This window comes from Vreelandella sp. DA03-1M (assembly GCF_055725665.1).
Window position 1 is genome coordinate 4,368,360 of the sequence record NZ_CM146798.1, and the last position, 22,088, is coordinate 4,390,447.

The 22,088-nt window shown below is 55.0% G+C and carries 20 protein-coding genes and 2 pseudogenes; 13 read left to right on the forward strand and 9 right to left on the reverse strand.

The window, feature by feature from the left end:
* Window positions 1-354: 354 nt before the first annotated feature.
* The 3 genes from ACXUPB_RS20315 to ACXUPB_RS20325 form a co-directional block, all read right to left on the reverse strand.
* A complete protein-coding gene (locus tag ACXUPB_RS20315; RefSeq protein ID WP_197746125.1) occupies window positions 355-1,200 on the reverse strand; it encodes a TolC family protein in 846 nt (281 codons plus the stop codon).
* A 284-nt stretch (window positions 1,201-1,484) separates the two neighbouring features.
* The gene (locus ACXUPB_RS20320) at window positions 1,485-2,213 is read right to left on the reverse strand and encodes a TorF family putative porin (RefSeq protein ID WP_062363658.1); all 729 of its coding nucleotides are present in this window, start codon (window positions 2,211-2,213) and stop codon (window positions 1,485-1,487) included.
* A 440-nt stretch (window positions 2,214-2,653) separates the two neighbouring features.
* The gene (locus tag ACXUPB_RS20325; protein WP_172416275.1) at window positions 2,654-3,847 is read right to left on the reverse strand and encodes a transposase; all 1,194 of its coding nucleotides are present in this window, start codon (window positions 3,845-3,847) and stop codon (window positions 2,654-2,656) included.
* Between the two features lie 86 nt (window positions 3,848-3,933).
* Here ACXUPB_RS20325 and ACXUPB_RS20330 point away from each other — a divergent pair.
* The 5 genes and pseudogenes from ACXUPB_RS20330 to ACXUPB_RS20350 form a co-directional block, all read left to right on the forward strand.
* Window positions 3,934-4,722 (forward strand): annotated as a pseudogene (locus ACXUPB_RS20330) (type 2 periplasmic-binding domain-containing protein); the annotation flags it as partial.
* 88 nt (window positions 4,723-4,810) lie between these two features.
* On the forward strand, window positions 4,811-6,001 hold the full coding sequence (locus ACXUPB_RS20335; protein ID WP_472954427.1) for an amino acid ABC transporter permease: 1,191 nt from the start codon (window positions 4,811-4,813) through the stop codon (window positions 5,999-6,001).
* A gap of 15 nt (window positions 6,002-6,016) precedes the next feature.
* Window positions 6,017-7,117 (forward strand): amino acid ABC transporter permease, encoded by a 1,101-nt coding sequence (locus ACXUPB_RS20340; RefSeq protein WP_472954428.1) that lies wholly within the window; start codon window positions 6,017-6,019, stop codon window positions 7,115-7,117.
* A 60-nt stretch (window positions 7,118-7,177) separates the two neighbouring features.
* A complete protein-coding gene (locus tag ACXUPB_RS20345; RefSeq protein ID WP_472954429.1) occupies window positions 7,178-7,954 on the forward strand; it encodes an amino acid ABC transporter ATP-binding protein in 777 nt (258 codons plus the stop codon).
* Window positions 7,955-8,169: 215 nt separating this feature from the next.
* A complete protein-coding gene (locus ACXUPB_RS20350; protein ID WP_022521312.1) occupies window positions 8,170-8,562 on the forward strand; it encodes a RidA family protein in 393 nt (130 codons plus the stop codon).
* Between the two features lie 19 nt (window positions 8,563-8,581).
* Here ACXUPB_RS20350 and ACXUPB_RS20355 read toward each other — a convergent pair whose 3' ends face one another.
* On the reverse strand, window positions 8,582-10,045 hold the full coding sequence (locus tag ACXUPB_RS20355) for a sensor domain-containing diguanylate cyclase (RefSeq protein ID WP_472954431.1): 1,464 nt from the start codon (window positions 10,043-10,045) through the stop codon (window positions 8,582-8,584).
* A gap of 50 nt (window positions 10,046-10,095) precedes the next feature.
* Window positions 10,096-10,695, reverse strand: coding sequence for a histidine phosphatase family protein (locus ACXUPB_RS20360; RefSeq protein WP_035555100.1), 600 nt, complete (start codon window positions 10,693-10,695; stop codon window positions 10,096-10,098).
* Window positions 10,696-10,867: 172 nt separating this feature from the next.
* On the opposite strand from ACXUPB_RS20360, the gene phnD reads away from it, so the two are divergent.
* The 5 genes and pseudogenes from phnD (at window position 10,868) to ACXUPB_RS20385 (ending at window position 14,838) form a co-directional block, all read left to right on the forward strand.
* A complete protein-coding gene (phnD, locus tag ACXUPB_RS20365; RefSeq protein ID WP_035555097.1) occupies window positions 10,868-11,860 on the forward strand; it encodes a phosphate/phosphite/phosphonate ABC transporter substrate-binding protein in 993 nt (330 codons plus the stop codon).
* A gap of 56 nt (window positions 11,861-11,916) precedes the next feature.
* Window positions 11,917-12,714 carry a phosphonate ABC transporter ATP-binding protein gene (phnC, locus tag ACXUPB_RS20370; protein WP_035555094.1) on the forward strand — a complete coding sequence of 266 codons (798 nt, stop codon included), beginning with the start codon at window positions 11,917-11,919 and terminating at the stop codon, window positions 12,712-12,714.
* Window positions 12,701-13,514, forward strand: a pseudogene (gene phnE / locus ACXUPB_RS20375) (phosphonate ABC transporter, permease protein PhnE). Before phnC ends, phnE (ACXUPB_RS20375) begins: the two are co-directional and overlap by 14 nt.
* Complete coding sequence (gene phnE / locus ACXUPB_RS20380) at window positions 13,508-14,317, forward strand: phosphonate ABC transporter, permease protein PhnE (RefSeq protein WP_035555089.1); 810 nt, start codon at window positions 13,508-13,510, stop codon at window positions 14,315-14,317. Before phnE (ACXUPB_RS20375) ends, phnE (ACXUPB_RS20380) begins: the two are co-directional and overlap by 7 nt.
* 92 nt (window positions 14,318-14,409) lie before the next feature.
* Window positions 14,410-14,838, forward strand: a complete 429-nt coding sequence (locus tag ACXUPB_RS20385) for a host attachment protein (RefSeq protein WP_179915612.1) — start codon at window positions 14,410-14,412, stop codon at window positions 14,836-14,838.
* A gap of 33 nt (window positions 14,839-14,871) precedes the next feature.
* Here ACXUPB_RS20385 and ACXUPB_RS20390 read toward each other — a convergent pair whose 3' ends face one another.
* Window positions 14,872-15,798, reverse strand: a complete 927-nt coding sequence (locus ACXUPB_RS20390) for a LysR family transcriptional regulator (RefSeq protein ID WP_290701714.1) — start codon at window positions 15,796-15,798, stop codon at window positions 14,872-14,874.
* A gap of 179 nt (window positions 15,799-15,977) precedes the next feature.
* Here ACXUPB_RS20390 and ACXUPB_RS20395 point away from each other — a divergent pair, with 179 nt between their 5' ends.
* Window positions 15,978-16,754, forward strand: coding sequence for a ferredoxin--NADP reductase (locus ACXUPB_RS20395; protein WP_071694642.1), 777 nt, complete (start codon window positions 15,978-15,980; stop codon window positions 16,752-16,754).
* Between the two features lie 132 nt (window positions 16,755-16,886).
* Here ACXUPB_RS20395 and glnK read toward each other — a convergent pair whose 3' ends face one another.
* From glnK to ACXUPB_RS20410, 3 genes are all read right to left on the reverse strand, one after another.
* Window positions 16,887-17,225 (reverse strand): P-II family nitrogen regulator, encoded by a 339-nt coding sequence (glnK, locus tag ACXUPB_RS20400; RefSeq protein WP_007112362.1) that lies wholly within the window; start codon window positions 17,223-17,225, stop codon window positions 16,887-16,889.
* Window positions 17,226-17,414: 189 nt separating this feature from the next.
* Window positions 17,415-18,662, reverse strand: a complete 1,248-nt coding sequence (locus ACXUPB_RS20405; protein WP_179915609.1) for an ammonium transporter — start codon at window positions 18,660-18,662, stop codon at window positions 17,415-17,417.
* 36 nt (window positions 18,663-18,698) lie between these two features.
* Window positions 18,699-19,037 (reverse strand): P-II family nitrogen regulator, encoded by a 339-nt coding sequence (locus tag ACXUPB_RS20410; protein ID WP_007112359.1) that lies wholly within the window; start codon window positions 19,035-19,037, stop codon window positions 18,699-18,701.
* A gap of 357 nt (window positions 19,038-19,394) precedes the next feature.
* Between ACXUPB_RS20410 and ACXUPB_RS20415 the strand changes: the two genes are divergently transcribed.
* Entirely contained in the window at window positions 19,395-19,748 is a 354-nt protein-coding gene (locus ACXUPB_RS20415) for an accessory factor UbiK family protein (RefSeq protein WP_179915608.1), read from the forward strand.
* A 139-nt stretch (window positions 19,749-19,887) separates the two neighbouring features.
* A complete protein-coding gene (locus tag ACXUPB_RS20420; RefSeq protein ID WP_472954435.1) occupies window positions 19,888-22,083 on the forward strand; it encodes a TonB-dependent receptor in 2,196 nt (731 codons plus the stop codon).
* Window positions 22,084-22,088: the final 5 nt, after the last annotated feature.

Consider the following 22,088-nt stretch of genomic DNA (forward strand, 5'->3'; position numbering starts at 1 on the left):
GGGCGCGAACTGGTGCGTATGGTTACGTGTTTAATCACGACTCCGCCTCCCGTGCTTAATGTAATAATGAGGTATCGCTACTGCGCCTAAAAGCACCATGTACGATATCCACCAACCTCGGTTTTGTAGCTTCCGAAGACCGCTATCACGAATGCAAACTGCCAGTGTGATGACGGACATTAATAGCACTACTACCCATAAAGCATCTACTATTCCCTTTGGGACTACCCTTTCTCCCGAACCCCAATAATAGGGCACGTTCATATTGAAAGCGACAATATATGCTACCGCCAAAACGATCGTAACAATCAGTATCGTCTTCTCAAGCTTACTCATAGATACACGTAACAGTGATTATACGCCCTTCAACATAACACTATTTTCATCCGCTGCAATTCTGGCGGCCGCCGCTTTCAGGTCCGCTCTCTGACTCTGTGCCATCTCGACAAGCTGGCTGGTCGGAGGCAGGTCTTCGAGCGTCACATCAAGCTCGCCGGTCACCCCAACGGCATCGGAGGGGGACACCCCGAGCACTTCGGTAAGGTCAATTTTTGATTGCTCGAGCTTTTGTTCCGCCGAGGCTTTTTGATTCCGGGCCCTGGCAAGCCCAATGACTGCGGTATTGAGATCAATCCGGGTTTGTTTACCCTGTTTTACGGACATTTCAACCAGGTCTTTGGTGCGTTGCATAAGTTCAACGGCACGGGTTGCGGTTTCCAACTCTTTCTGAGCCAGCAGTATCCGGAAATAGGCGGCCCGCACCCGCGCCTTGGTGGCTACCTTCAGGTATTCAAGCTCCTGTTGCCGGGACGTGAGATTACTCCGGGCACGCGACTGCCCAAGGTCGCCGCGATTACCCATCCAGATCTCCTGAGTAACCCTCACCCCATATTCCAGGGACTCGTCGGCCTGATCCGGGGCCTGACGGGCCCCCAACTCAAACTCTGGATTGCTCGGCGCCCAGCGGCTGGCATGATCAAGCTGTCCCTGCTGTATCGAGACCGCGGCCCGCCTCAAAGCCAATACCGGGCTATTCTCGAAAGCCATCACCATGGCCTGGTTCAGGGAAACAGCCTGGCTGGCTTTGGCCTGCTGATATTCTTTCAGCGACACACTCTCTTTTGCCTGGGCCGACACCATAGGAGAGACGGCCAAGGCTCCCGGAACTATCATCGCGCACAACAACAATCGTTTGTTCATTCAGTATCATCCTGGCTGTTTGACTGAGGTCAGTGAGTCAGCATTTTTGCGTGGGAATCTGGAACGACCTTACAGACAAACCTTTAATACAGTTTGAAATTCAGGCACCGGATAAGAAATGAGCTTTGGCGGCAGGGGGGGCAGAGGTAAGGGCGAGGATGTCGAGTCACCGGGCGTCAAGGCAGGCGCACGATGGTGGGTTCTTGCATGATAAATAAAAACCGGCCCGTCATTTGGGCCGGCTTTTTATTCTGGATCTGAATTGCTTGTGATCACTTGGCCGATCAGAAACTCCTGCTCCAACCCAGCCAGAACTTCGGATCATCCGAGTTGACAGAGCCAAGCGCGTCGGTTGACTCAATGTCCGCGTACTCCACGTTAACACTGAAAGAACCGAAGTTTCCCGCATCCTTTGTAACGTTGGCGGCGACGTGTGAATAACTTGCCTCGCCGACAGAAGCCTTGCCGTCATCAGCGAAGTCGTAATAGCCAAGCGTCACACCGGCACTGTAGCTGTCCTCCAGAGGCACCCCAACAGAGGCGTAGTAATAGGCATCCCCCTGCACGAACACCCCATCACCACTGGTGTCGCTGTTGATCGTGTAGGCCAGGCCGATGGCCGCAATGCCATAACTGATCTCGCCGTACAGTTCGCCGAAGTCGATGGAGTCCGGCGCGTCAGGATACGCATAATAAATGTACCCAACGTCATAACCCAGTTCTTCCACAGAGCCGGAGAATCCGGCATAAAGATCAAGCTCATAGCTGGTGCCGTCACCAAAATCGACATTGGAACCCCAACCACCGGCGTAGAAGCCCGACGCATGCTCATAATCCAACCCTCCCTGGACAGCCGCAGCCCCGTCTGTCTGGGTGACGCCCCGGAACAGATAGTTGCTGCTGGCGCTCACATTTGAGCTGACGTCAGCGCTAACAATGGCGGGCGCAGCCTGAAGTGCTGCAAGCAAAGTGATACTGATAAATCCGGATTTGGTGAAAAACTGCTTCTTCATAATGGATACCTTCGGTTGGGTTTCATTGCTCCAAATATGATTTAGCAAAAGTCTTGCCACATCTTATTTATTCTTGTTTATCATTATTATAGAGACAAATCGGCACATTCTGAGCTTGCCCCCGAAAAACGACCCAACACCTAGCGCCCCAGAACCTGTCACCGGCCCGGACCAGCGCCCTGTTTTGATGCATTCTCTGTAACCATTCTCCTGAATCCGTGAAGCCGGCGCCGACACTTTCCCTATCACCGCCAGCGAGCACTTTTTGATCATTCGCCCCGTGCAAGTTGGCTTTCGCAAGCCCGTTATTGCCAAAACCCACCGTGCTGATCGGTGCTGACGGCCCGTTTTGTCATGCCTTTCCACCCGCCAGGCACGACATATCTGGCGATCGCGTGTCGCTTGGAACTGCTTGTGGATAGAGTGTCGCCGATTGACGGTCAGCATGGCGTTCCTCGTGGATAACGCAGTCGGCTCCGCAGCGTCTTGAGCACCGTCATGCGCCCGATATCCTGCCCGAAGTCGAGGATGATCTGCCGTGCCTTGTGAATCACGAGAGCCGCACGGTGCACCAGCTCTTGTAGCACGGTGCGCAGCCGGCGCCGCTTGGCCGGGTGGCGAACCGGGCTCAGCTCGCCGGTCATGCCCAGCTGTCCCATCAGGCGCAGGATGTTGTAGGCCAACTGGGCGAGATGCAGGATCAGATCGTTGGTGGCGAACTTGCCGGACGGCAAGCGCTCCAGGTCGAGATCGGTCTTGATCTCGCTGTGAAACTGCTCATGGGTGGCATGCGCCTGGTAGCGCTTGATCACCGCCTCCGGCGCCTCGTCCAGGCTGGTCCACCAGCCTTCCAACTCATAGTCCGGTTCGAGCAGCAACTGGCCATCGCGATCGGCGGTGCGCTCGACCAGGCGCATCACGCGTTGGACGACGTATTCGGTCTTGTTGTCGTCGTGGATCGAGACGGTCTGCGGCCACAGCGCCTGGCTGTCGAAGCCGCTGTCCTCGCGTAACAGGATCGGTTGCTTGGTCAAGCATTGGGCGCGAGGCAGTACCCGCTCCAGGAAGGCGTTGCTCTCCTTCATGGTGTGCTGCTTGCCAGGCCGCAGTTCCAGACCCAGGCACCACCCTTCGTTGCCCAGATAGGCGGCGATCGGGGTGTAGCCATCGACCTTCTGGTAGGTCCGCGAGACGCCTTCCTTCTTCGAGTTGCTGTTGTCCATGACGAAGGTGTCGATGTCCAGGCAGACGTGCGTCGTCTCGGCGGTGATCGGTGCTTCGATCAGTGACAGCAGGGTCGTGGACCAGGTGGCGGTGCGCGCCTGCAGGTCGTTGGCGGCAAGTTTCTCCAGCCGCTGTCGCAGCGTCGCCGCGCTCGGCACCTTCTGCAGGGTCAGCAGTTGTTGGAAGGGCTTGTCGCGGCGGAAGTTCTCGACAGCGTCATAGTCGCTCATGCCCAGACACAGCAGGCCCAGGTAGCTCTTGATCACGTCACTGGTGCGCATGCCCAGCGTGGTGGGGAAGCGGCTGTCGATGCTGTCGACGCCAGCGATCTCGAAGCATTGCCCGATGATGGACAGCCCGGCGTGGCTGGTGAGGGTGCGGCAACTGGCGCGGAACTTTATGTTGGGCATGGCACTGTCTGGGTGAATGGCGATAATGGCTATATTGCCATGCAGGTCAGTGGGTTAGAAGTGCTTCCTGGGGCCGGTCTCACGGATTCAGGTATATTTCTCTAAACGCCGTTGAGCGCTTCACCGCACTGCAGTCTGGTGAGGTTGACTTACTTTCACGTAATACCACCTGGACCACTACCCGTGACACCACGCTGGGCCTTAACTTCACTGGCGTTAACTTTTACGACGGCCAAGGCTTCATGGTTTCACGCGACCTGGGCATTACCGGTGCCGATGAGCTCGACGGTGCTTCTATCTGTATTCAATCGGGCACCACGACCGAGCTGAACTTAGCCGACTACTTCCGTGCTAACGACATGGAATTCAACCCGATCGTTTTTGATACTTCTGAGCAAACTGTGGGTGGCTATCAAGCTGGCCGCTGCGACGTTCTAACGTCTGACACCTCTCAGCTAGCGGCACTACGTATCCAGCTTGATGATCCTGAAGCGTCGATGATTCTGTCTGACGTTATCTCCAAAGAGCCGCTGGGGCCTGTGGTTCGTCAGGGCGACGACCTTTGGTTCAACATCGTGAAATGGTCGCTGTTTGCCATGATCAATGCTGAAGAGTACGGCGTTACCAGCGAAAACGCTGAAGAGATGCGTGACTCTAACAATCCTGATGTTGCTCGCCTGCTGGGCCAAGACGGCAACTACGGCGAAGGCATGAACCTAGAAGCTGACTGGGCTTACAACATCATTAGCCAAGTCGGCAACTACGCTGAAAGTTTTGAACGTAACGTGGGTATGGATTCGCCGCTTGAAATCGAGCGCGGTGTTAACGCCCTGTGGAACGACGGTGGCTTCCAGTACGCTCCCCCGATTCGCTAAGCGTCTCGCTTGACCCCGGCCCGCCGCTCTTGTTTCAAGGGCCTGGCGGGCCATCTGATTGACCTTCCGTGCAGCGGAGACGCCATCCATGTCTGTAAGACCCAACATTCGCCCCGCCGGCCACAAGCCGCCGTTTTGGCGAGACCGCGCTAAGCGCGCACTTATTTTTCAGCTCATTTTGGTCGCCGTTGTGGCGGCTTTCCTGATCTATATTATCGGCAATACCCAAGCCAACCTGAATGCCCGCGGTATCACCACAGGCTTTAGCTTTTTGGGCAACACAGCCGGCTTTGGTATTGGTCAAACCTTAATCGAGTACTCCTCCCAAAGTACCTACGGCCGCACCTTTGTGATTGGCTTGCTCAATACACTGCTCGTCGGTGGATTGGGGGTGTTGGCTGCCTCGATTATTGGTTTTATTGTCGGTATCGCGCGGCTATCGCCCAATTGGCTGATCGCCAAGTTAGCCAACGCCTATATCGAGACATTTCGTAATATCCCGCTGCTGCTGCAAATTTTCTTCTGGTATTTCGCGGTACTGCGGACGTTACCCAGTGCCAGAGAGAGCATGGCGTTTGGCGAAGCCATTTTCCTGAACGTGCGCGGGCTGTACCTGCCTCAACCGCTGTTTGAATCAGGATTTGGTCTTATCCCAGCCACCTTCATAGTGGCCATTATTGCCAGCATCGCCCTGGTCGTGTGGAACAAGCGTCGCCACGAAGCCACCGGTAAGCGCCTGCCGGTTTTCTGGATGTCGCTGGTGATTATCTTTGGCCTACCATTGCTGGTATTGGTCGCCACCGGGGTACCGGTAACCTGGGAGATGCCGGTGCTACGCGGCTTTAACTTCGGCGGTGGTATCACCATCATTCCGGAATTTTTGGCTTTGTGGCTGGCACTTTCCATTTATACCGCATCGTTTATTGCCGAAATTGTGCGCTCGGGCATCCAGGCCATTCCCCATGGCCAAACGGAAGCCGCCCAGGCATTGAGCTTGCCGCGCAAGCTAGTGCTACGCCTAGTCGTCATTCCCCAGGCTATGCGCGTGATTATTCCGCCGCTCACTAGCCAATATCTCAATCTGATTAAAAACTCGTCACTGGCCACCGCCATCGGCTACCCCGACTTAGTCTCGGTTTTCGCCGGTACCACCCTTAACCAGACCGGTCAGGCAATCGAAGTCATTGCCATGACCATGGCGGTTTATCTGATCATCAGCTTGCTGGTGTCCATGTTCATGAACTGGTTCAACGCTCGCGTTGCGCTGGTCGAACGCTAGGCCGGAGGCGACCCCATGATTCACAATAAAGAAACCATACCTCAGCGCCCGGCCCCTAAAGGCACTATTGGCCCGGTTGCCTGGCTACGTGGCAATCTGTTCAACGGCCCGATTAATAGCATTTTTACGCTGTTGGGCCTGTACGTGCTATATCTACTGGTGGTGCCAACGGTTCAGTGGGCGTTCATTGATGCCGACTGGATAGGCGATAGCCGTGAGGACTGCTCACGCGTAGGCGCCTGCTGGGTATTCGTCAACGCGCGCTTCTCCCAGTTCATGTATGGCCTCTACCCAAGTGAGGAGTACTGGCGCGCCAACATTGTGTTTGCCATGTTCGCCGCCATTATTGCCTGGATGGTCATCCCCCGCCTGCCGTTTAAACGCTGGATGGCCCTGTTTGCGCTGCTGATCTTCCCGGTAATCGCTTACGTGCTGCTCCACGGCGGCTACTTTGACCTACCGCGTGTCTCCACCCACCGCTGGGGCGGCTTGATGCTAACCCTGCTACTGGCCACGGTAGGCATGGTAGGGGCACTGCCGATTGGTATTGTGCTGGCGCTCGGGCGGCGTTCTAACATGCCTATCGTCAAAACCTTCTGCGTGATTTTTATTGAGTTCTGGCGTGGTGTGCCGCTTATCACCATTCTGTTTATGGCCTCGGTAATGCTACCGCTATTCCTACCGTCGGAGCTCAGTGTGGATCGCCTTGTGCGGGCGCTGATCGGCCTAACGCTGTTCCAAAGCGCCTATATGGCGGAGGTTATTCGCGGTGGTTTGCAGGCTATCCCCAAAGGGCAGGATGAGGCTGCCGCGGCGCTGGGGATGACGTATTGGAAGCGCATGGGGCTCATCGTGATGCCCCAGGCGCTGAAAATGATGATTCCGGGTATCGTCAATACGTTTATCTCACTGTTTAAAGACACCACTCTGGTCATGATCATCGGGCTGTTTGACCTGTTGGGCATTGTGCAAGCGGCGCTTTCCGACTCGCGCTGGCTGGGCTTCTCCATCGAGGGGTATGTATTTGCCGCGTTCGTGTTCTGGATCTTCTGTTTCAGCATGTCGCGCTACAGCCAGTACCTGGAACGCAAGCTAAATACCGGCCATAAGCACTAGTTCAAGTACTCGCTTAAGTACGATTGCCGAATCTCTTTACGTTTTGAGTAGGATTTCAACATGACACAAGCAGCCACCAACACCGCTGGCACCAGTACTTCCGACCTGATGGTCGAGATGCGTAACGTTAACAAGTGGTACGGCGACTTTCACGTACTGCGGGATATCTACCTTGAGGTAAAACGCGGCGAGCGTATTGTGGTCTGCGGCCCCTCGGGTTCGGGTAAATCAACGCTGATTCGCTGTATCAATCACCTTGAAGAGCACCAAAAAGGTGAAATTGTGGTGGGCGGCGTACCGCTCACCCAGGACGTTAAGCGCATTGAGCAGATTCGCCGCAGCGTCGGCATGGTATTTCAACATTTCAACCTGTTTCCTCACTTAACGGTACTGGAAAACTGCTGTATCGCGCCGATGTGGGTTCAGAAGAAACCCCGTAAAGAAGCCGAAGCGCTGGCAATGGAGTACCTACAGCGGGTGCGCATTGCCGAGCAGGCTACCAAGTACCCTGGGCAACTTTCAGGCGGCCAGCAGCAGCGCGTGGCGATTGCCCGCTCACTCTGCATGCACCCCGACGTTATGCTGTTTGACGAGCCCACCTCCGCTCTCGACCCTGAGATGATTAAGGAAGTGCTGGACGTCATGGTGGAGCTGGCGGAAGAGGGTATGACCATGATTTGTGTGACCCACGAAATGGGCTTCGCCAAAACCGTGGCCGACCGAGTGATCTTTATGGACCAAGGGCAGATCATTGAAGAGAACGCACCTGAGCCATTCTTCAATAATCCGCAGTCTGAGCGCACCCAGCTGTTCTTAAGCCAGATTCTGGGGCATTAATCCACAGCCCAAGAAACAAAGCAGCTGTTGATAAGTACGTCATCATGGGCCTCATTTGAGGCCCATGATGTTTTAAAACCGTTAACAAAACAGCAAACCACCTATTTACCATTGCGAGCGTAGCGCGGCGATCTTGAGGTTATCCTGCTACTAAAAACAAGATTGCTTCTTCGCTCTGCTCCTCACAATGACATCATTCCAAAAAGGATAAGCACATGATTGAAAAGCTGTTTATTGACCGCGCGCCACAGCCTATCGCGCCGTTTTCCCACGCCTGCCGCGTCGGCGATCTGGTGTTTATCACTGGGCAAATGCCGACGGTGCCGGAAACCAACGAAATGCTATTGGGTACTTTCACCGAACAAACCCACCGGGTGATGCAGAACCTGGCGATCGTGCTCGAAGAAGTCGGTAGCGCCTTCGAATATGTGGTGCAGTCCCGGGTGTTTATTACCAATATGGGCCACTTTGACGAGGTCAATAAGGTCTACGCGAGCTACTTCCCCCAACCGCTGCCTACCCGCACCTGCATTGGCGTGACAGGCTTAGCGGGCGGGGCCGATGTGGAAGTCGATATGATTGCCTGGATTCCACCGTCGCAGCAATAAACCTTATCAGTAGCCGTTATCACCGCTGCCAGTGCGCCACAACGCGATTGCGCCCCGCCTCTTTGGCGGCATAGAGCGCTTGGTCGGCCTGGGCAACAGCGACTGCCTGACAGTGGTCTAAATCACTGGTGAGCGCCAGAGGGGCAATCCCCACGCTGACGGTGAGTGTCACCATCAGCGGCGTTTGCGAATCACCCGCCGTCAGATAAAACGGCTGCTGGGCTATTCGATGGCGAATACGCTCACCCAGCTGGACTACCTGTTGATGCGATAAATCACCCGCCGTAACGGCAAACTCTTCACCGCCGAGCCTTGCCAGACAATCCTCGGGCCGCAGGGCATCATGGACGCGCTTTGCCATCTCCACTAGCAGCGCATCACCCGCGGGATGACCGTAGCGATCATTGATATGTTTGAAGTAATCAATATCAATCATCAGCAAATAATAGGTTGCCGCTTCAGGCCGCTCATTGAGCTGTGCTAAGTGATTAGCTAAGCCACGCCGATTGCGCGTACCGGTCAAGGCATCGAACTCCGCCGCTGCCCAGGCCTGCTCTTCGCTTTTTTTGCGTTGGCTAATGTCGATGACTAGACCGCCAATACGCGCCAAGTAGCCATCGTCGGAGTAGTCGCTTTCCATCACCAGCTCGTGCCAGCGCCACTGCCCGGATGCGACCCTGAGCTGGACATCAATACGGCATTGGGTTTGCAGCCGCTGATGGCATTCGCGAATCACACCAAACACCCGTAAGCGGTCGGCGGGCATGGCATGGGCTAGTAAGCGACGCAGCGGAAGCCTAGCGTAATCGCCAGGATAACCCAGCGAAATCAGCAACGCCGAAGAGCACCAGGTGGCGCCGCTGCGCGTGTTGATCTCCCAGGTGCCACAGGCGGCGACCTGCTGTAGTAGATCGACCTGACGCTGCCTACGGGTAAGCTGCTGACGATAAATAGCCGAGGCGATTAGTTCAGCGCCGATCACTAGCGCCTGCAACCCCGCTCCCTCCCAGTCAACTTCGCGCTCACAGTCATCAAAGCCCAAAGTGCCCCACCACTGGCCACCTACCATAATCGGAACGGTCACCATCGATTGAATCGACTGGCTTTCCAAATTGTCGCGCAGCGATCCCAGATCCACTGTAGAGGTAATACAGGTGTGGGAGTCACCACGCTCCCGACGATTGACCATTTCCTCATACTCGGGATCGTCGATCAGCGTGGTAAAAAAGCGAAAGCGTTTTTGCGTTCGCTCACGGTAGTGCGATGCAGATGCCCATTCAAAAACAAAATCCTGCAGGATACCCTCTGGGTTACGCTCTATGGTTTGAAATATCCACACCCGATTGACACCCGACGCTTCCCCTAGCGCCGCTAATAGCTGATCAACACCCTCACTCCAAAAGTGCGCGTCGATTAACGCATGGCTGCCCACGGCAAGGGCGTTCAGCAGGCGCGTCGCATCCGGCGAAAAAGGAGCAGGCATAACAGGTTCTCTTTACTTTTCTTAGAGACTACCACACAGCTTACAATGGATTACACGCCATCCCCATAAAGAGTGATGCTAGCGGGAGCTAGCGGAGTTTGCTCACGGTGAGTCGTCAGCGGTTTCCCTGCCAGGGCAGTCAGCAGGATTTGCAGCGGATCACCGTGACTGACGAGCAGGATGGTTTCGCCGCTTACCTGCTGTTCCCAATCCGCGATGACTGCTTGCATACGTTGTGACACCGCGCTTAAGGCTTCCACCTGATGATGACGATGCTCGGCATCCTCGGCATCTAACGCCCACACGCTAGGGTAGTGCTCGTCTCCCTGACCTTCTAAGTCACCAAAATTTCGCTCCCGCAAGCGTTTATCCACGCAGGGTGCTAACCCGAACTTAGCGGCTACTCGGGCGGCGGTTTGCGTGGTACGCAAAAAGTCTGAATGCACTACGCGGGTCGGCGCAGGCCAGTGCCAATCAGCAACGAGCTGGGTAAGTTGTTGCTCGCCATGCATCGAAAGGCCAAAGTTTTCTATTCCTCGCTCTGGCGAGCTGACAATCACGCCCTGTTGATTGGCCTGGCTATGACCGTGGCGCATTAATAAATAGCGATTGCGCCAATGGTCGGAGAGTGGCTGTAAAGTATTTGACATAAGTTTGTCACAAACCCTAGATTGAAGGTGTCTGCTTTCGAAAATAACCATCCTTGGCGCGGAATGTCCACTTATGAAACATTTTCCGTTTCATTAGTGGCAAAACGCAGCAAAGGAAACACAGTTTGATCCATAGCAAGAACACAACAATAACGCACAAATGAGGCTTACCATGGCAACTTCGCTCTTCCGCAAGCGCCCGCTCGCGATGCTTACCGCCGCATCACTCTTACCGCTCGCCCTGCTCACTACGCCCGCTTTCGCTGAGTGTGAACGCGGTGACTTAGATACTATTTATTGCGACGAAAATGGCGATATGGTCGCCGACCGTCCTGCCGATGAGGCTGAGTGGGCTAATCCCGACACGCTGATTTTTGCTTATACCCCCGTAGAAGACCCGGCTATTTATTCGGACATTTGGCAACCGTTTATCGATCACTTGGCTGAGGTCACCGAGCGGGATGTGCGCTTCTTTGCGGTACAGTCTAACGCTGCTCAAGTGGAAGCCATGCGCAGCGGGCGCTTACATATCGCCGGTTTCTCCACTGGCCCTACGCCGTTTGCGGTGAACTTGGCCGGAGCCGTGCCGTTTGCGTTAATGGGCTCTGATGACGGCCAATTTGGCTATACCCTGCAACTCTTTACCCATGTTGACTCCGATATCCATGAGGTCGAGGATCTCAAAGGCAAACGCGTCGCCCACACTTCTCCAACGTCCAACTCGGGTAACCTAGCCCCTCGCGCACTGCTGCCTGAGCTCGGCATCACTCCCGATGAGGATTACGAAGTGGTCTACTCGGGTAGTCACGATCAATCCATGCTCGGCGTTGTGGCCCAAGACTATGACGCCGCCCCGGTGGCTTCTGAAGTAGTCGAGCGAATGGCCGCCCGAGGCCTCTACGATGAAGAGGATGTGCGGCTGATATTTGAGTCCGACCGCTTCCCCACCACCTCGTACAACTACGCGCACAACCTGCACCCAGATTTGGTCGAAAAAATTGAAGAAGCCTTCTTCAGCTTTGATTTTATCGGCACCGAGTTAGGCGAAGAGTTTGAGGGCGTCGAGAAATTCATTCCCATCAACTACCAAGACAACTGGAAGGTGATTCGTACCATCCAAGCAGCCAATAACGTGAGCTATACGCCAGAAAACTTGGAAGAGTAAACGTAGCGCACCGCCGCTGGCGGTGCGGTTATTGTCTCGACGATGGAAGCGGACACATGCTGGAAATTACCAATCTGGTCAAACGTTATGGCCACGATGAAGCCGTGCTGAAAGGGCTTGACCTCAAGGTAGAGGGAAACAGCGTTGTTTCTATCGTAGGTGCCTCGGGTGCGGGTAAAAGCACCATGCTGAGATGTATTAATCGCCTGGTTGAACCGACATCGGGCTCCATTAAACTCAACGGCAATGAGCTAGTAAACCTTAAAGGCGCTGAATTGCGCCGCGCCCGCCGCAAAATCGGCATGGTATTCCAGGGCTTTAACCTACTGGATCGCTTAACCGTGATGGAGAACGTGCTGGCCGGGCGGCTGGGCTACGTCAATCTCTACCAGGCGATTTCACGCCGCTATCCTCAGGCCGATATTGAGCGTGCCTTTGTACTGATGGAGCGGGTGGGCATTGCTCACTACGCCAACAAACGTGCCGATGAGCTCTCCGGTGGCGAGCGCCAGCGGGTCGGCGTGGTGCGCGCACTGATGCAGGAACCTGAAGTGCTGTTGGCCGATGAGCCTACCGCCTCACTAGACCCGCGTACTTCTGAACAGATTATGGTTCTGTTGCAGAGTTTGGCCAGCGAGCTGTCGCTGCCGGTGCTGATCAATATCCATAACGTTGCTCAGGCCAAAACCTATACCGAGCGCATCGTGGGCCTGCGCCACGGCAAGATGATCTTTGATGGCTTACCAGCCGACTTCAACAAAGACGCGTTAGACGCTATCTACGGCGGCATTGAAGCGCCAGACGATGCGATTACCGATACGCCTGTGGAGGAGCGCTCCCATGACTCCGCCTGACGCCCCTTCAACAGCGCCCCGTACCTGGAAAAAGCCGCCGTTTATTGCCAATCCGCTGCTGCGCTACGGGTTGATCCTGGTGGCAATGGTCTACTTAGTGTGGGCCTTCGGCTCGCTACCGTTTAACTGGGCGCGTATCTCTGAAGGGTTGCCCCGCGCAGCGCGTATTTTTAGCGGCGGCTCCCCCCCCCAACTTAGAGCGCTACGAGCTGCTGATTACCGGCTTTAAAGAGAGCTTTCAAATCGCCATTTTGGCAACGCTGATGGGGGTTTTGCTCTCTATTCCCTTTGCCGTGATGGCGGCGCGTAATATCGCACCCATGCCTATCTATGTTATTGGCCGTGCAGTGATTATTGTATCGCGCAGCTTTCACCCCGTGATCGTGGCGATTCTATTTGTTGCTGCGGTTGGGTTTGGGCCGCTCGCGGGGATTTTGACCCTAACCCTCTACTCCATTGGCTTCGTAGGCAAACTGCTGGCCGAAGAGATAGAGGAGATTAACTGGGGCCAAGTAGAGGCCATGAAAGCCGCTGGCGCTGGGTATGTGGCGATTCTGTTCTATGCCGTTTTTCCGCAGATACTGCCACGCCAAGTGGGGCTTTCCATGTACCAACTGGACAGCAACTTGCGCGCATCAGCGGTGGTCGGAATCGTGGGAGCAGGCGGCATTGGCGGTACGCTAATGAACGCCTTTGGACGCTACGACTACGATTTCGCCTTTGCGATTCTGCTCATTATCATCGCGGTCATTTTGCTCAGTGAAGGTGTCAGCGGCTGGGTAAGGAAAAAAATATGGTAGATCACGCACAGCAGCTTGCCGATCGTATTTGGCAACGCTATGACCGCAAACAGCGCCTTATTCGATACGCCGTTCTACTAGCGACCTTGATGGTAGTGGTTTGGGCGGTGCGCGATATTGATATTTTCTGGCCTTGGGTATGGGATGCACCCAATCAAATTTCTGCACTAGGGGGTCGTATGTGGCCGCCCAGTGCCGATGGGTTAAACGGCATTATCGCGGCGCTGATCGAGACCGTGCATATCGCCACGCTAGCCACTTTCTTGACCATCTTTTTAGCGCTACCGGTGGCCTACATTGCCGCCCAGAACACCACGCCTAACCGGGCCTGTCTGTGGCTGGGGCGTTTTATTCTGGTCTCCAGCCGTTCGGTAAATACCATTATCTGGGCACTTCTGTTCGTGGCCATTTTCGGCCCCGGCGTGTTAGCCGGCATCCTCGCCATCGTATTTCGCTCCATTGGTTTTATTGGCAAGCTGATGGGTGAAGCAATCGAGGAAATTGATCGGCGCCCCGTAGAGGCGATGGAAGCCACCGGAGCCTCCAAGGCCAAAGTGGTCGCCTACGCGATTGTGCCCCAGGTCATGCCAGCATTTTTTGCCATTGTGATCCTGCGCTGGGATATCAATATCCGCGAATCGACGGTGCTTGGCTTAGTGGGCGCGGGCGGTATTGGGGTCATCCTACAGGGTGCGATTGATACCTTTGCCTGGCCAACCGTGGCGACCATCTTGATGGCCATCATTGTGCTGGTACTGATTGGGGAAGCCTTAACCAGCCTGCTGCGCAGCAAGGTGCTGTAACCCGCGTTGCCTAAGCCCTGGCAAGCGTTTGACCTAACGCCAAACGCTTGCCATGGTTAGATGACCATCAACGACATGGAGTATGCACAGCGATGACAACCTATATCGTGGTAGCCGACGCCGCCCGCGCACGTATCTTTACTCGTGATGCCTTGACGCTGGCGGAACAGGAGAGCTTGGTTCACGCAGAAGGACGGCTGCATGAAGGTGATTTGATCACCGACCGTCGCGGTGATGTGCACGAGTCGATGTCTAGCACGGCGCGCTCTTCCGGCGAAGAGGGAGCGGCCTCCAAACATGAAAACGAGCTGTTTGCTAAAGAGGTCGCCAACCGCCTGTATAGCGCCCGTGTGGATAACAGCTTAGAGAAGCTGATTATGGTCGCACCGCCCAAATTTTTAGGCCTATTACGGGATAAGCTTGATGGCCCCACGCAGAAACTGGTGATTCACTCCCTGTCGAAAGACTTAAGCAAAGCCTCGCTAGCAGATATACAAACTGCCGTAAGCGACTTACGCTAGATGTATCGGTAACCACATTGCTTATCACGTTCATTAAGGAATCGGCGGCAGTGCAATATCGTCACTGCGCTTGGCCCCGGCGGTCATTTCACGGCACAAGCGCAGGAACTCGCGCACGCCGGTGGTGAGGTATTTATGCCGGTGCCAGATAAAGGTGAATTGACGCTTCAGATCCAACTCCGGCGTGGGCAGCGGCACCAAGCTGCCGCGCCGGAAGGCATCGCGCAGTGCCAGGCGCGAAACACAACCAATCCCCAAGCCTGACTCCACGGCGCGCTTAATACCTTCCGTATGTTCCAGCTCTAGCAGGGTGTTAAACCGGCTGCGGCGGTGGCGGGCGGCGTGCTCCAGGGTCATGCGGGTGCCAGAGCCCTCTTCGCGCATAATCCAGTCCTCTCGCAGCAGCTGCTCAAGCTCAAGATGTTCGCGGCCTGCCAGCGGGTGGCGCGGCGAGCAAAACACGCACAGCTCATCTTCCACCCAGGGCTGGCTAATGATCATCTCATCGTCGCACTGCCCCTCGATCAAGCCTAAATCCAGCGAGTGCTGGCGCACGCCTTCGATAATATGACGCGTATTGCGCACCGCCAAACGCACCCGACTGCCGGGGTGACGCTGCATAAAATCGCTGATAAGCAGCGTGGCAAGGTAGTTACCAATGGTCAGCGTAGCCCCTACATCCAGCGAACCAACCCCTTTCTGGCCACGAAGCAGCTCTTCTATCTCTTCACCACGATCCAGCAGCGCAACCGCTTTGGGCAACAGCTGAAAGCCCAGTGCGTTGAGTTTTAAGCGCTTGCCGATCCGATCCAGCAGTTGGCAGTCAAACTGCCGCTCAAGCTCCGCAAGCGCCGTGCTGGTAGCCGACTGAGACATGGCCAGCGCCCGCGCCGCATGGGAGACGCTCTCATGTTGGGCAACCGCCACAAAGACTTCCAACTGCCGCAAAGTGTAGTGCATAGCGTCTGACCTTTATTTGATCTATATCTATTTTTTAGATATCTGATATCAATATAATTTGCTTAACAGATATACCACCCTTTGCTTAGACTTGCTGACAACATATTTAATCATTTTTATTCTTTTTAAGAATATGAGCGATGCGGTCTAGCGCCAGCGTCGACTAATGGAGACACAGCATGAGTAAGTTTGCTCTGGAAGAAGTGCTTAGCGTTCATCACTGGAACGATACTCTGTTCAGCTTCCGCACTACCCGTGAGCGCAGCCTGCGCTTCAAAACCGGTCAGTTTGTGATGATTGGCTTGGAAGTGAATGGCAAACCGCTGATGCGCGCTTACTCGATTGCCAGCCCCAATTACGAGGACCATCTTGAGTTCTTCAGCATCAAGGTACCCGATGGCCCGCTCACTTCACGCCTTCAGCACCTGAAAGTGGGCGATCAAATCATGGTCAGCCGCAAGCCAACCGGCACGCTGGTCACCGACGACCTGCTTCCCGGCCGCAACCTGTATATGCTTTCCACCGGTACCGGTTTGGCGCCGTTTATGAGCTTGATTCAGGATCCAGAAGTATATGAACGTTATGAGAAGGTAGTACTGGTACACGGGGTGCGCGAGGTCTCCGAACTGGCCTACGCCGACTTCATCACCAAAGAGCTGCCAGCCCATGAATACCTGGGTGAAGACATCGCTGAAAAGCTGGTCTACTACCCCACCGTTACTCGGGAAGAATTCCACACCATGGGACGCCTGACCGACCATATCCGTTCGGGCAAGCTGTTTGAAGATACTGGCCTACCGCCCATCGATCCACGCCAGGATCGCGCGATGATCTGCGGCAGCCCCGCCATGCTGGACGATACCAGCGCACTGCTAGACGAGCTGGGCTTGAATATTTCGCCGCGCATGGGCGAGCCCGGCGACTACGTCATTGAGCGTGCGTTTGTCGAGAAGTGAATGGTGAGTGGTGAGTGGTGAGTGGTGAGTGGAAAAATTTTAGCCGCTATAGTGATGCATCACTAATACAAAGCCCCTGCTGGAGATGATCCACAGGGGCTTTGTGCGACTTACGCCTTACAATTCACAAACCTAAACCGCATCCTTACCGGTTTCGCCAGTACGGATACGAATCACCTGCTCCAGCGGCATCACAAAGATTTTGCCGTCGCCGATTTTACCCGTGTTCGCCACCTGGGTGATGGCATCAATCACCTGCTCGGCCATGTCGTCGTCCACGGCAACTTCCAGTTTCACCTTGGGTAGGAAGTCCACCACATACTCGGCGCCGCGGTACAGTTCGGTATGCCCTTTCTGACGCCCAAAGCCCTTCACTTCCGTCACTGTAATACCCTGCACGCCGATATCGGAGAGCGACTCGCGCACATCGTCGAGCTTAAACGGCTTGATAATAGCTGTGATCAATTTCATTACCATTTCCTCTAACTGGGTGGCCGTAATGGGGTCGGGTTGAACAGCTGCGAGTGCCACAACCGATAACCGCTAACCACCAGCATACACCGCTATCGGCAGAGAATAAAAAGCCTCCCACTAAGGGGAGGCCATAAGGAGCACGTCAGCTCACTAGGTCGGCATTAAATTATTTCTTAATACCGCTGTTTATTTCTTAATACCAAACTCTGGGTAGGCTTCGAGACCACACTCTGCGATATCAACGCCCTCATACTCTTCTTCTTCGCTAACCCGGATGCCCATGATGGCTTTCAAGATTAGCCATACCACCAGGCTTGCCAGGAAGACCCAGCCGAAGATACCTGCAATACCGATGATTTGAGCACCGAATGATGCGCCGTCATTGGTCAAAGGCACTGCCAGTACGCCCCAGATACCGACAACACCGTGTACAGAGATCGCACCGACTGGATCATCCAATTTCACTTTATCGAGGGTGACGATGGCAGCGACCACAATGATGCCGCCAATCGCGCCGATAATCGTGGCGCCCAGTGCGGTCGGAGAGAGCGGATCAGCGGTGATTGCCACCAGACCCGCCAGCGCACCGTTCAGTGCCATGGTCAGGTCCGCTTTACGGAACCACAGTTTGGCCAAGATCAGCGCGGCAATAACACCACCTGCTGCTGCAGCGTTGGTATTTACAAACACTTGCGCCACGTTGTTAGCAGAATCGACGGCCGCCAGCTTAAGCTCGGAACCACCGTTAAAGCCGAACCAGCCCATCCACAGAATGAAGGTACCCAGCGTTGCCAGCGGCATGTTGGCACCCGGAATCGCGTGGATAGAGCCATCTTTGCCATATTTGCCTTTACGTGGCCCGAGCACGATGACACCAGCGAGTGCTGCAGATGCACCGGCAAGGTGCACAATGCCTGAACCCGCATAGTCAGAGTAGCCTACTTCAGACAACCAGCCGCCGCCCCAGGTCCAGTAGCCAGACACCGGATAGATAAACGCGGTCATTACCACTGCAAAGGCCAGGAAGGCCCACAGTTTCATGCGCTCGGCCACGGCACCCGACACAATCGACATGGCGGTTGCCACAAAGACTACCTGGAAGAAGAAGTCAGAGCGCATAGAGTAATAGGGAGCATCATCGCCGCCTGCGGTCACCGCATCAGCGCTATTCTCAGCGCCAATCAAGAAGCCCAGGTTAGGCAGAAAGCCGCCCGCGCTGCTGGAGTACATGATGTAGTAGCCGACCAACAGGTACATGGTGCAGGCAATGGCAAACAGCGCAACGTTTTTGGTTAGAATTTCGGCGGTGTTTTTGGAGCGTACCAGGCCTGCTTCTAACATGGAGAAGCCAGCGGCCATCCACATCACGAGCACGCCGCAAATTAGAAAGTAGAACGTATCGAGCGCGTAGCTCAACTCTGTAAACTCATTCATTGTATGTTCCCCGTTTAATGTCTGGTTAAGCCATGATTAGACGGCGTCAGCGCCGCGTTCGCCGGTACGAATACGGATCACGTCTTCCAGTGGCGTAACAAACACCTTGCCGTCACCGATCTTGCCGCTGTTAGCCGCACTGCAGATCGCATCCAATACGCTCTCTAAACGGGCGTCGTCTACGGCCACTTCCACTTTTACCTTGGGTAGAAAGTCGACGACGTACTCCGCGCCACGATACAACTCGGTATGCCCTTTTTGACGGCCAAAACCTTTAACTTCCGTGACCGTAATGCCCTGAACGCCGTTGTCGGCCAATGCCTCACGAACGTCGTCGAGCTTGAATGGCTTGATGATAGCGGTGATGAGTTTCATCCCGGATCTCCCCTGCTGGATAAGTCCTGCTAGATTGGTAGCGGCACTGCCGCCAGAATAAGCACCTGAACCGATAATGCTCATACTGTGCCAGCTGATTTTTTTTACTTATAAGTCAGCTAATTAGCAGACGCCAAAAGTTATCTTCAGAGCTAAATCCGAGCAAAGCCGTGGCCATGCCACTGCTATTGCACCAAAAAAGAGCGTAAGCAAAAGTTGCCTGCGCTATTTCGATGCATCTCATGGGCTAACCAGTAAAAGCACGCGATACATGCGAATTCGCTAACTGTTGCGTATCCTTACCGGTAAGCACTTTTTATATATATTCATTTAGCGAGTTATAAGGAGAGAGCAGCTATGGCGCCTCAAGACCGCATCAGCCGATTGGCCCAGCAAATTGGCGACCGCTTACAAAACGCCTCCCAGGCGCCGGAAGATATTCAAAAGGGCGTGCAGCAAGTCGTGCGTGGTGCTTTTGACCGCCTGGAGCTTGTCTCACGGGAGGATTTCGACATTTTAATGGACGTACTGCAGCGCACCCGTTCACGGGTAGAGGCGTTAGAGCGTCAAGTCGCTAGCCTTGAAGCCGCCGTTGAAGCCTCCACACAAACAACGGTCACACCATTTGAAGCAGAAGCTCCTCCGGTTCCAGAGCCGCATGAGCCGGAATCAGATGCAGCAGAAGAGAAGCACAAACCCGATAACGCTTAAGCTTCATTGGCAGCAGCAATAGGGCGATGGCCTATTGCTGCCCGCTCCTCAAAATAAATACGAATCACTATCGTTGACTTTGTTTTTCGTGGTGATACCCTCCGCCTTTGATTTTCTTACCGTCTGCGGATTGTTCACTATGCACACCCCGTCACTATCAAACCTATCTATTGCAAAGCTGCCTTTTACAAAGCCGTTTTCTTCGCCGCCGTTTGTTTCACTATCGGGTCTTATTGGCACCGGTCTGTTACTGAGCTTCTCCAACGGCGTTTTTGCCCAAAACACTGCCTCTGGCACCGCGTCTAGCGCCAGCGCCGACGACACCATGGTGGTCGTTGGATCGCGAACCCCCACCCAGATCAGCCAAATCCCCGGTGCGGTATGGGTAATTGACAAAGAGATGCTGCAACAACAGACCCGCAATGGTGCAGATCTAAAGACGGCATTGGGGCGTCTGGTGCCGGGGCTCGATCTGGCACCGCAAGGGCGCACCAATTATGGGCAAAATATGCGCGGCCGTGGTGTGCAGGTGCTTATCGACGGTGTATCGCTGAACAGTTCCCGCGGGCTTTCACGCCAATTCGACGCCATCGATCCCTTTAACATTGAGCGGGTGGAAGTCCTCTCCGGCGCCAGCAGTCTGTATGGCGGCGGTGCTACAGGGGGCTTGATCAATATTATTACCCGCAAAGGCGAAGAAGGCCTGAACTGGCGTACCGAAGCAGGCATCACCACTGGCTTCAATAACAGCGATGATATGGATCGGCGTCTGTCACAATCGATCAGCGGCGGCAATGAGCGGGTTCAAGGCTACCTGGGCACCGCCATTGGCGATAACGGCCGCCACTATGACAGCAGCGGCCAGGAAATCTTCCCCGATATCGCCCAGACCGACCTGCAGGACAACCGCAGCATTGATGTATTGGGCAATCTCTCCTTCCGTTTAACCGACGAACAGAGCCTGGAGCTGGGTGCCCAGCTATACCGTTCAGGCTATGAAGGTGATCGGGGTGTTTACTTCCCCAACCTCGACGCAGCCACGCCCAACTTGAACGATGCCGAGATTCGCGATGGCTACCGTTCACAGCGCGATCCGGAAACCGACCGTAAGCTCGTCAACGTCAACTATCACCACGCCAACCTGTGGGGGCAAAACTTCTACCTGCAGGCGTTTCACCGGGAGGAGGAGTCCAGCTTTCAGGCATTTCCCTACCCAGTCGCCGACGGACTGCAATTTCGCGCCTCGCAGCAAAACACCGATTTAAGCGGCATCAAAGCGCTGTTTGAATCACGCCTGGGTGATGACGTTTCGCTAACCTATGGCCTCGATCTGGATCGTGAAACCTTCGATGCCAGCCAGATGCTGTTCGACACCGATATATCGGATGCTTCCGGCGGCCTGGTTCAGCAGGCATCGGGCGTTGAGCCCCGCTACCCCGGTTATCAAGTGGACGGGCTTTCAGGCTTCCTCCAGGGCGATTGGCAGGCCACCCAGGCGCTCAAGCTCTCCGCCGGTTTGCGGCAGCAGCATATGGACGTCGAAGTGGATGAATTCCAGGGGATTCCTGGCGGCAAAAATGACTACGAAGCGACGCTCTTCAATGCCAGCGCTCTCTACGACCACCGCAACGGACACCAGAACTGGCTGCAGTTCAGCCAGGGCTTCGAACTGCCAGATCCCGCCAAATACTACGGCAAGAGCCCCGACGTCAGTGTCGATAACAACCCGTTATCTGCCATTGAGACGGATCAAGTAGAGCTAGGCTGGCGCTATCAGGGGGGCAATTGGACGGCCCAGACAGCGCTTTACTACGCCTGGTCGGACAAGGCGGTAGAGAACGCCGAGGATTTAAGCGTCAGCGTTGTGGATGAGAAGAAGCGCGACTTCGGCCTGGAAAGCGCCGTGACTCGTTATTTCGATAATGGCCTGGAGGCAGGGGGCACTCTGCACTTGGTGCGTTCCGAGCAGGAGAACGACCAAGGGGAGTGGGAGAAGCGTGACGCCCGCTATGCATCCCTCTCTTCCGCCACCGCCTTTATTAGCTGGACGGACTATGTACGTTCGGCTCGCTTACAGGCCAACCACAACTTCGACCTGAAAGACGATGCCGACCGGGAGATCGATGGCAATACCACCCTCGACTTATCGCTCAGCCAGGAAACCGATCTTGGCACCTTAAGCCTAGGAGTGCAGAACCTGCTGGATGATCAGTACTCCACCGTCTGGGGGCAGCGAGCCGCCATGTTCTATTCGCCCTACTACGGCCCAGAGTACCTCTACGACTACCAGGGCCGCGGGCGTACTTACACCCTGAACTGGTCGATGGCGTACTGAGTGCT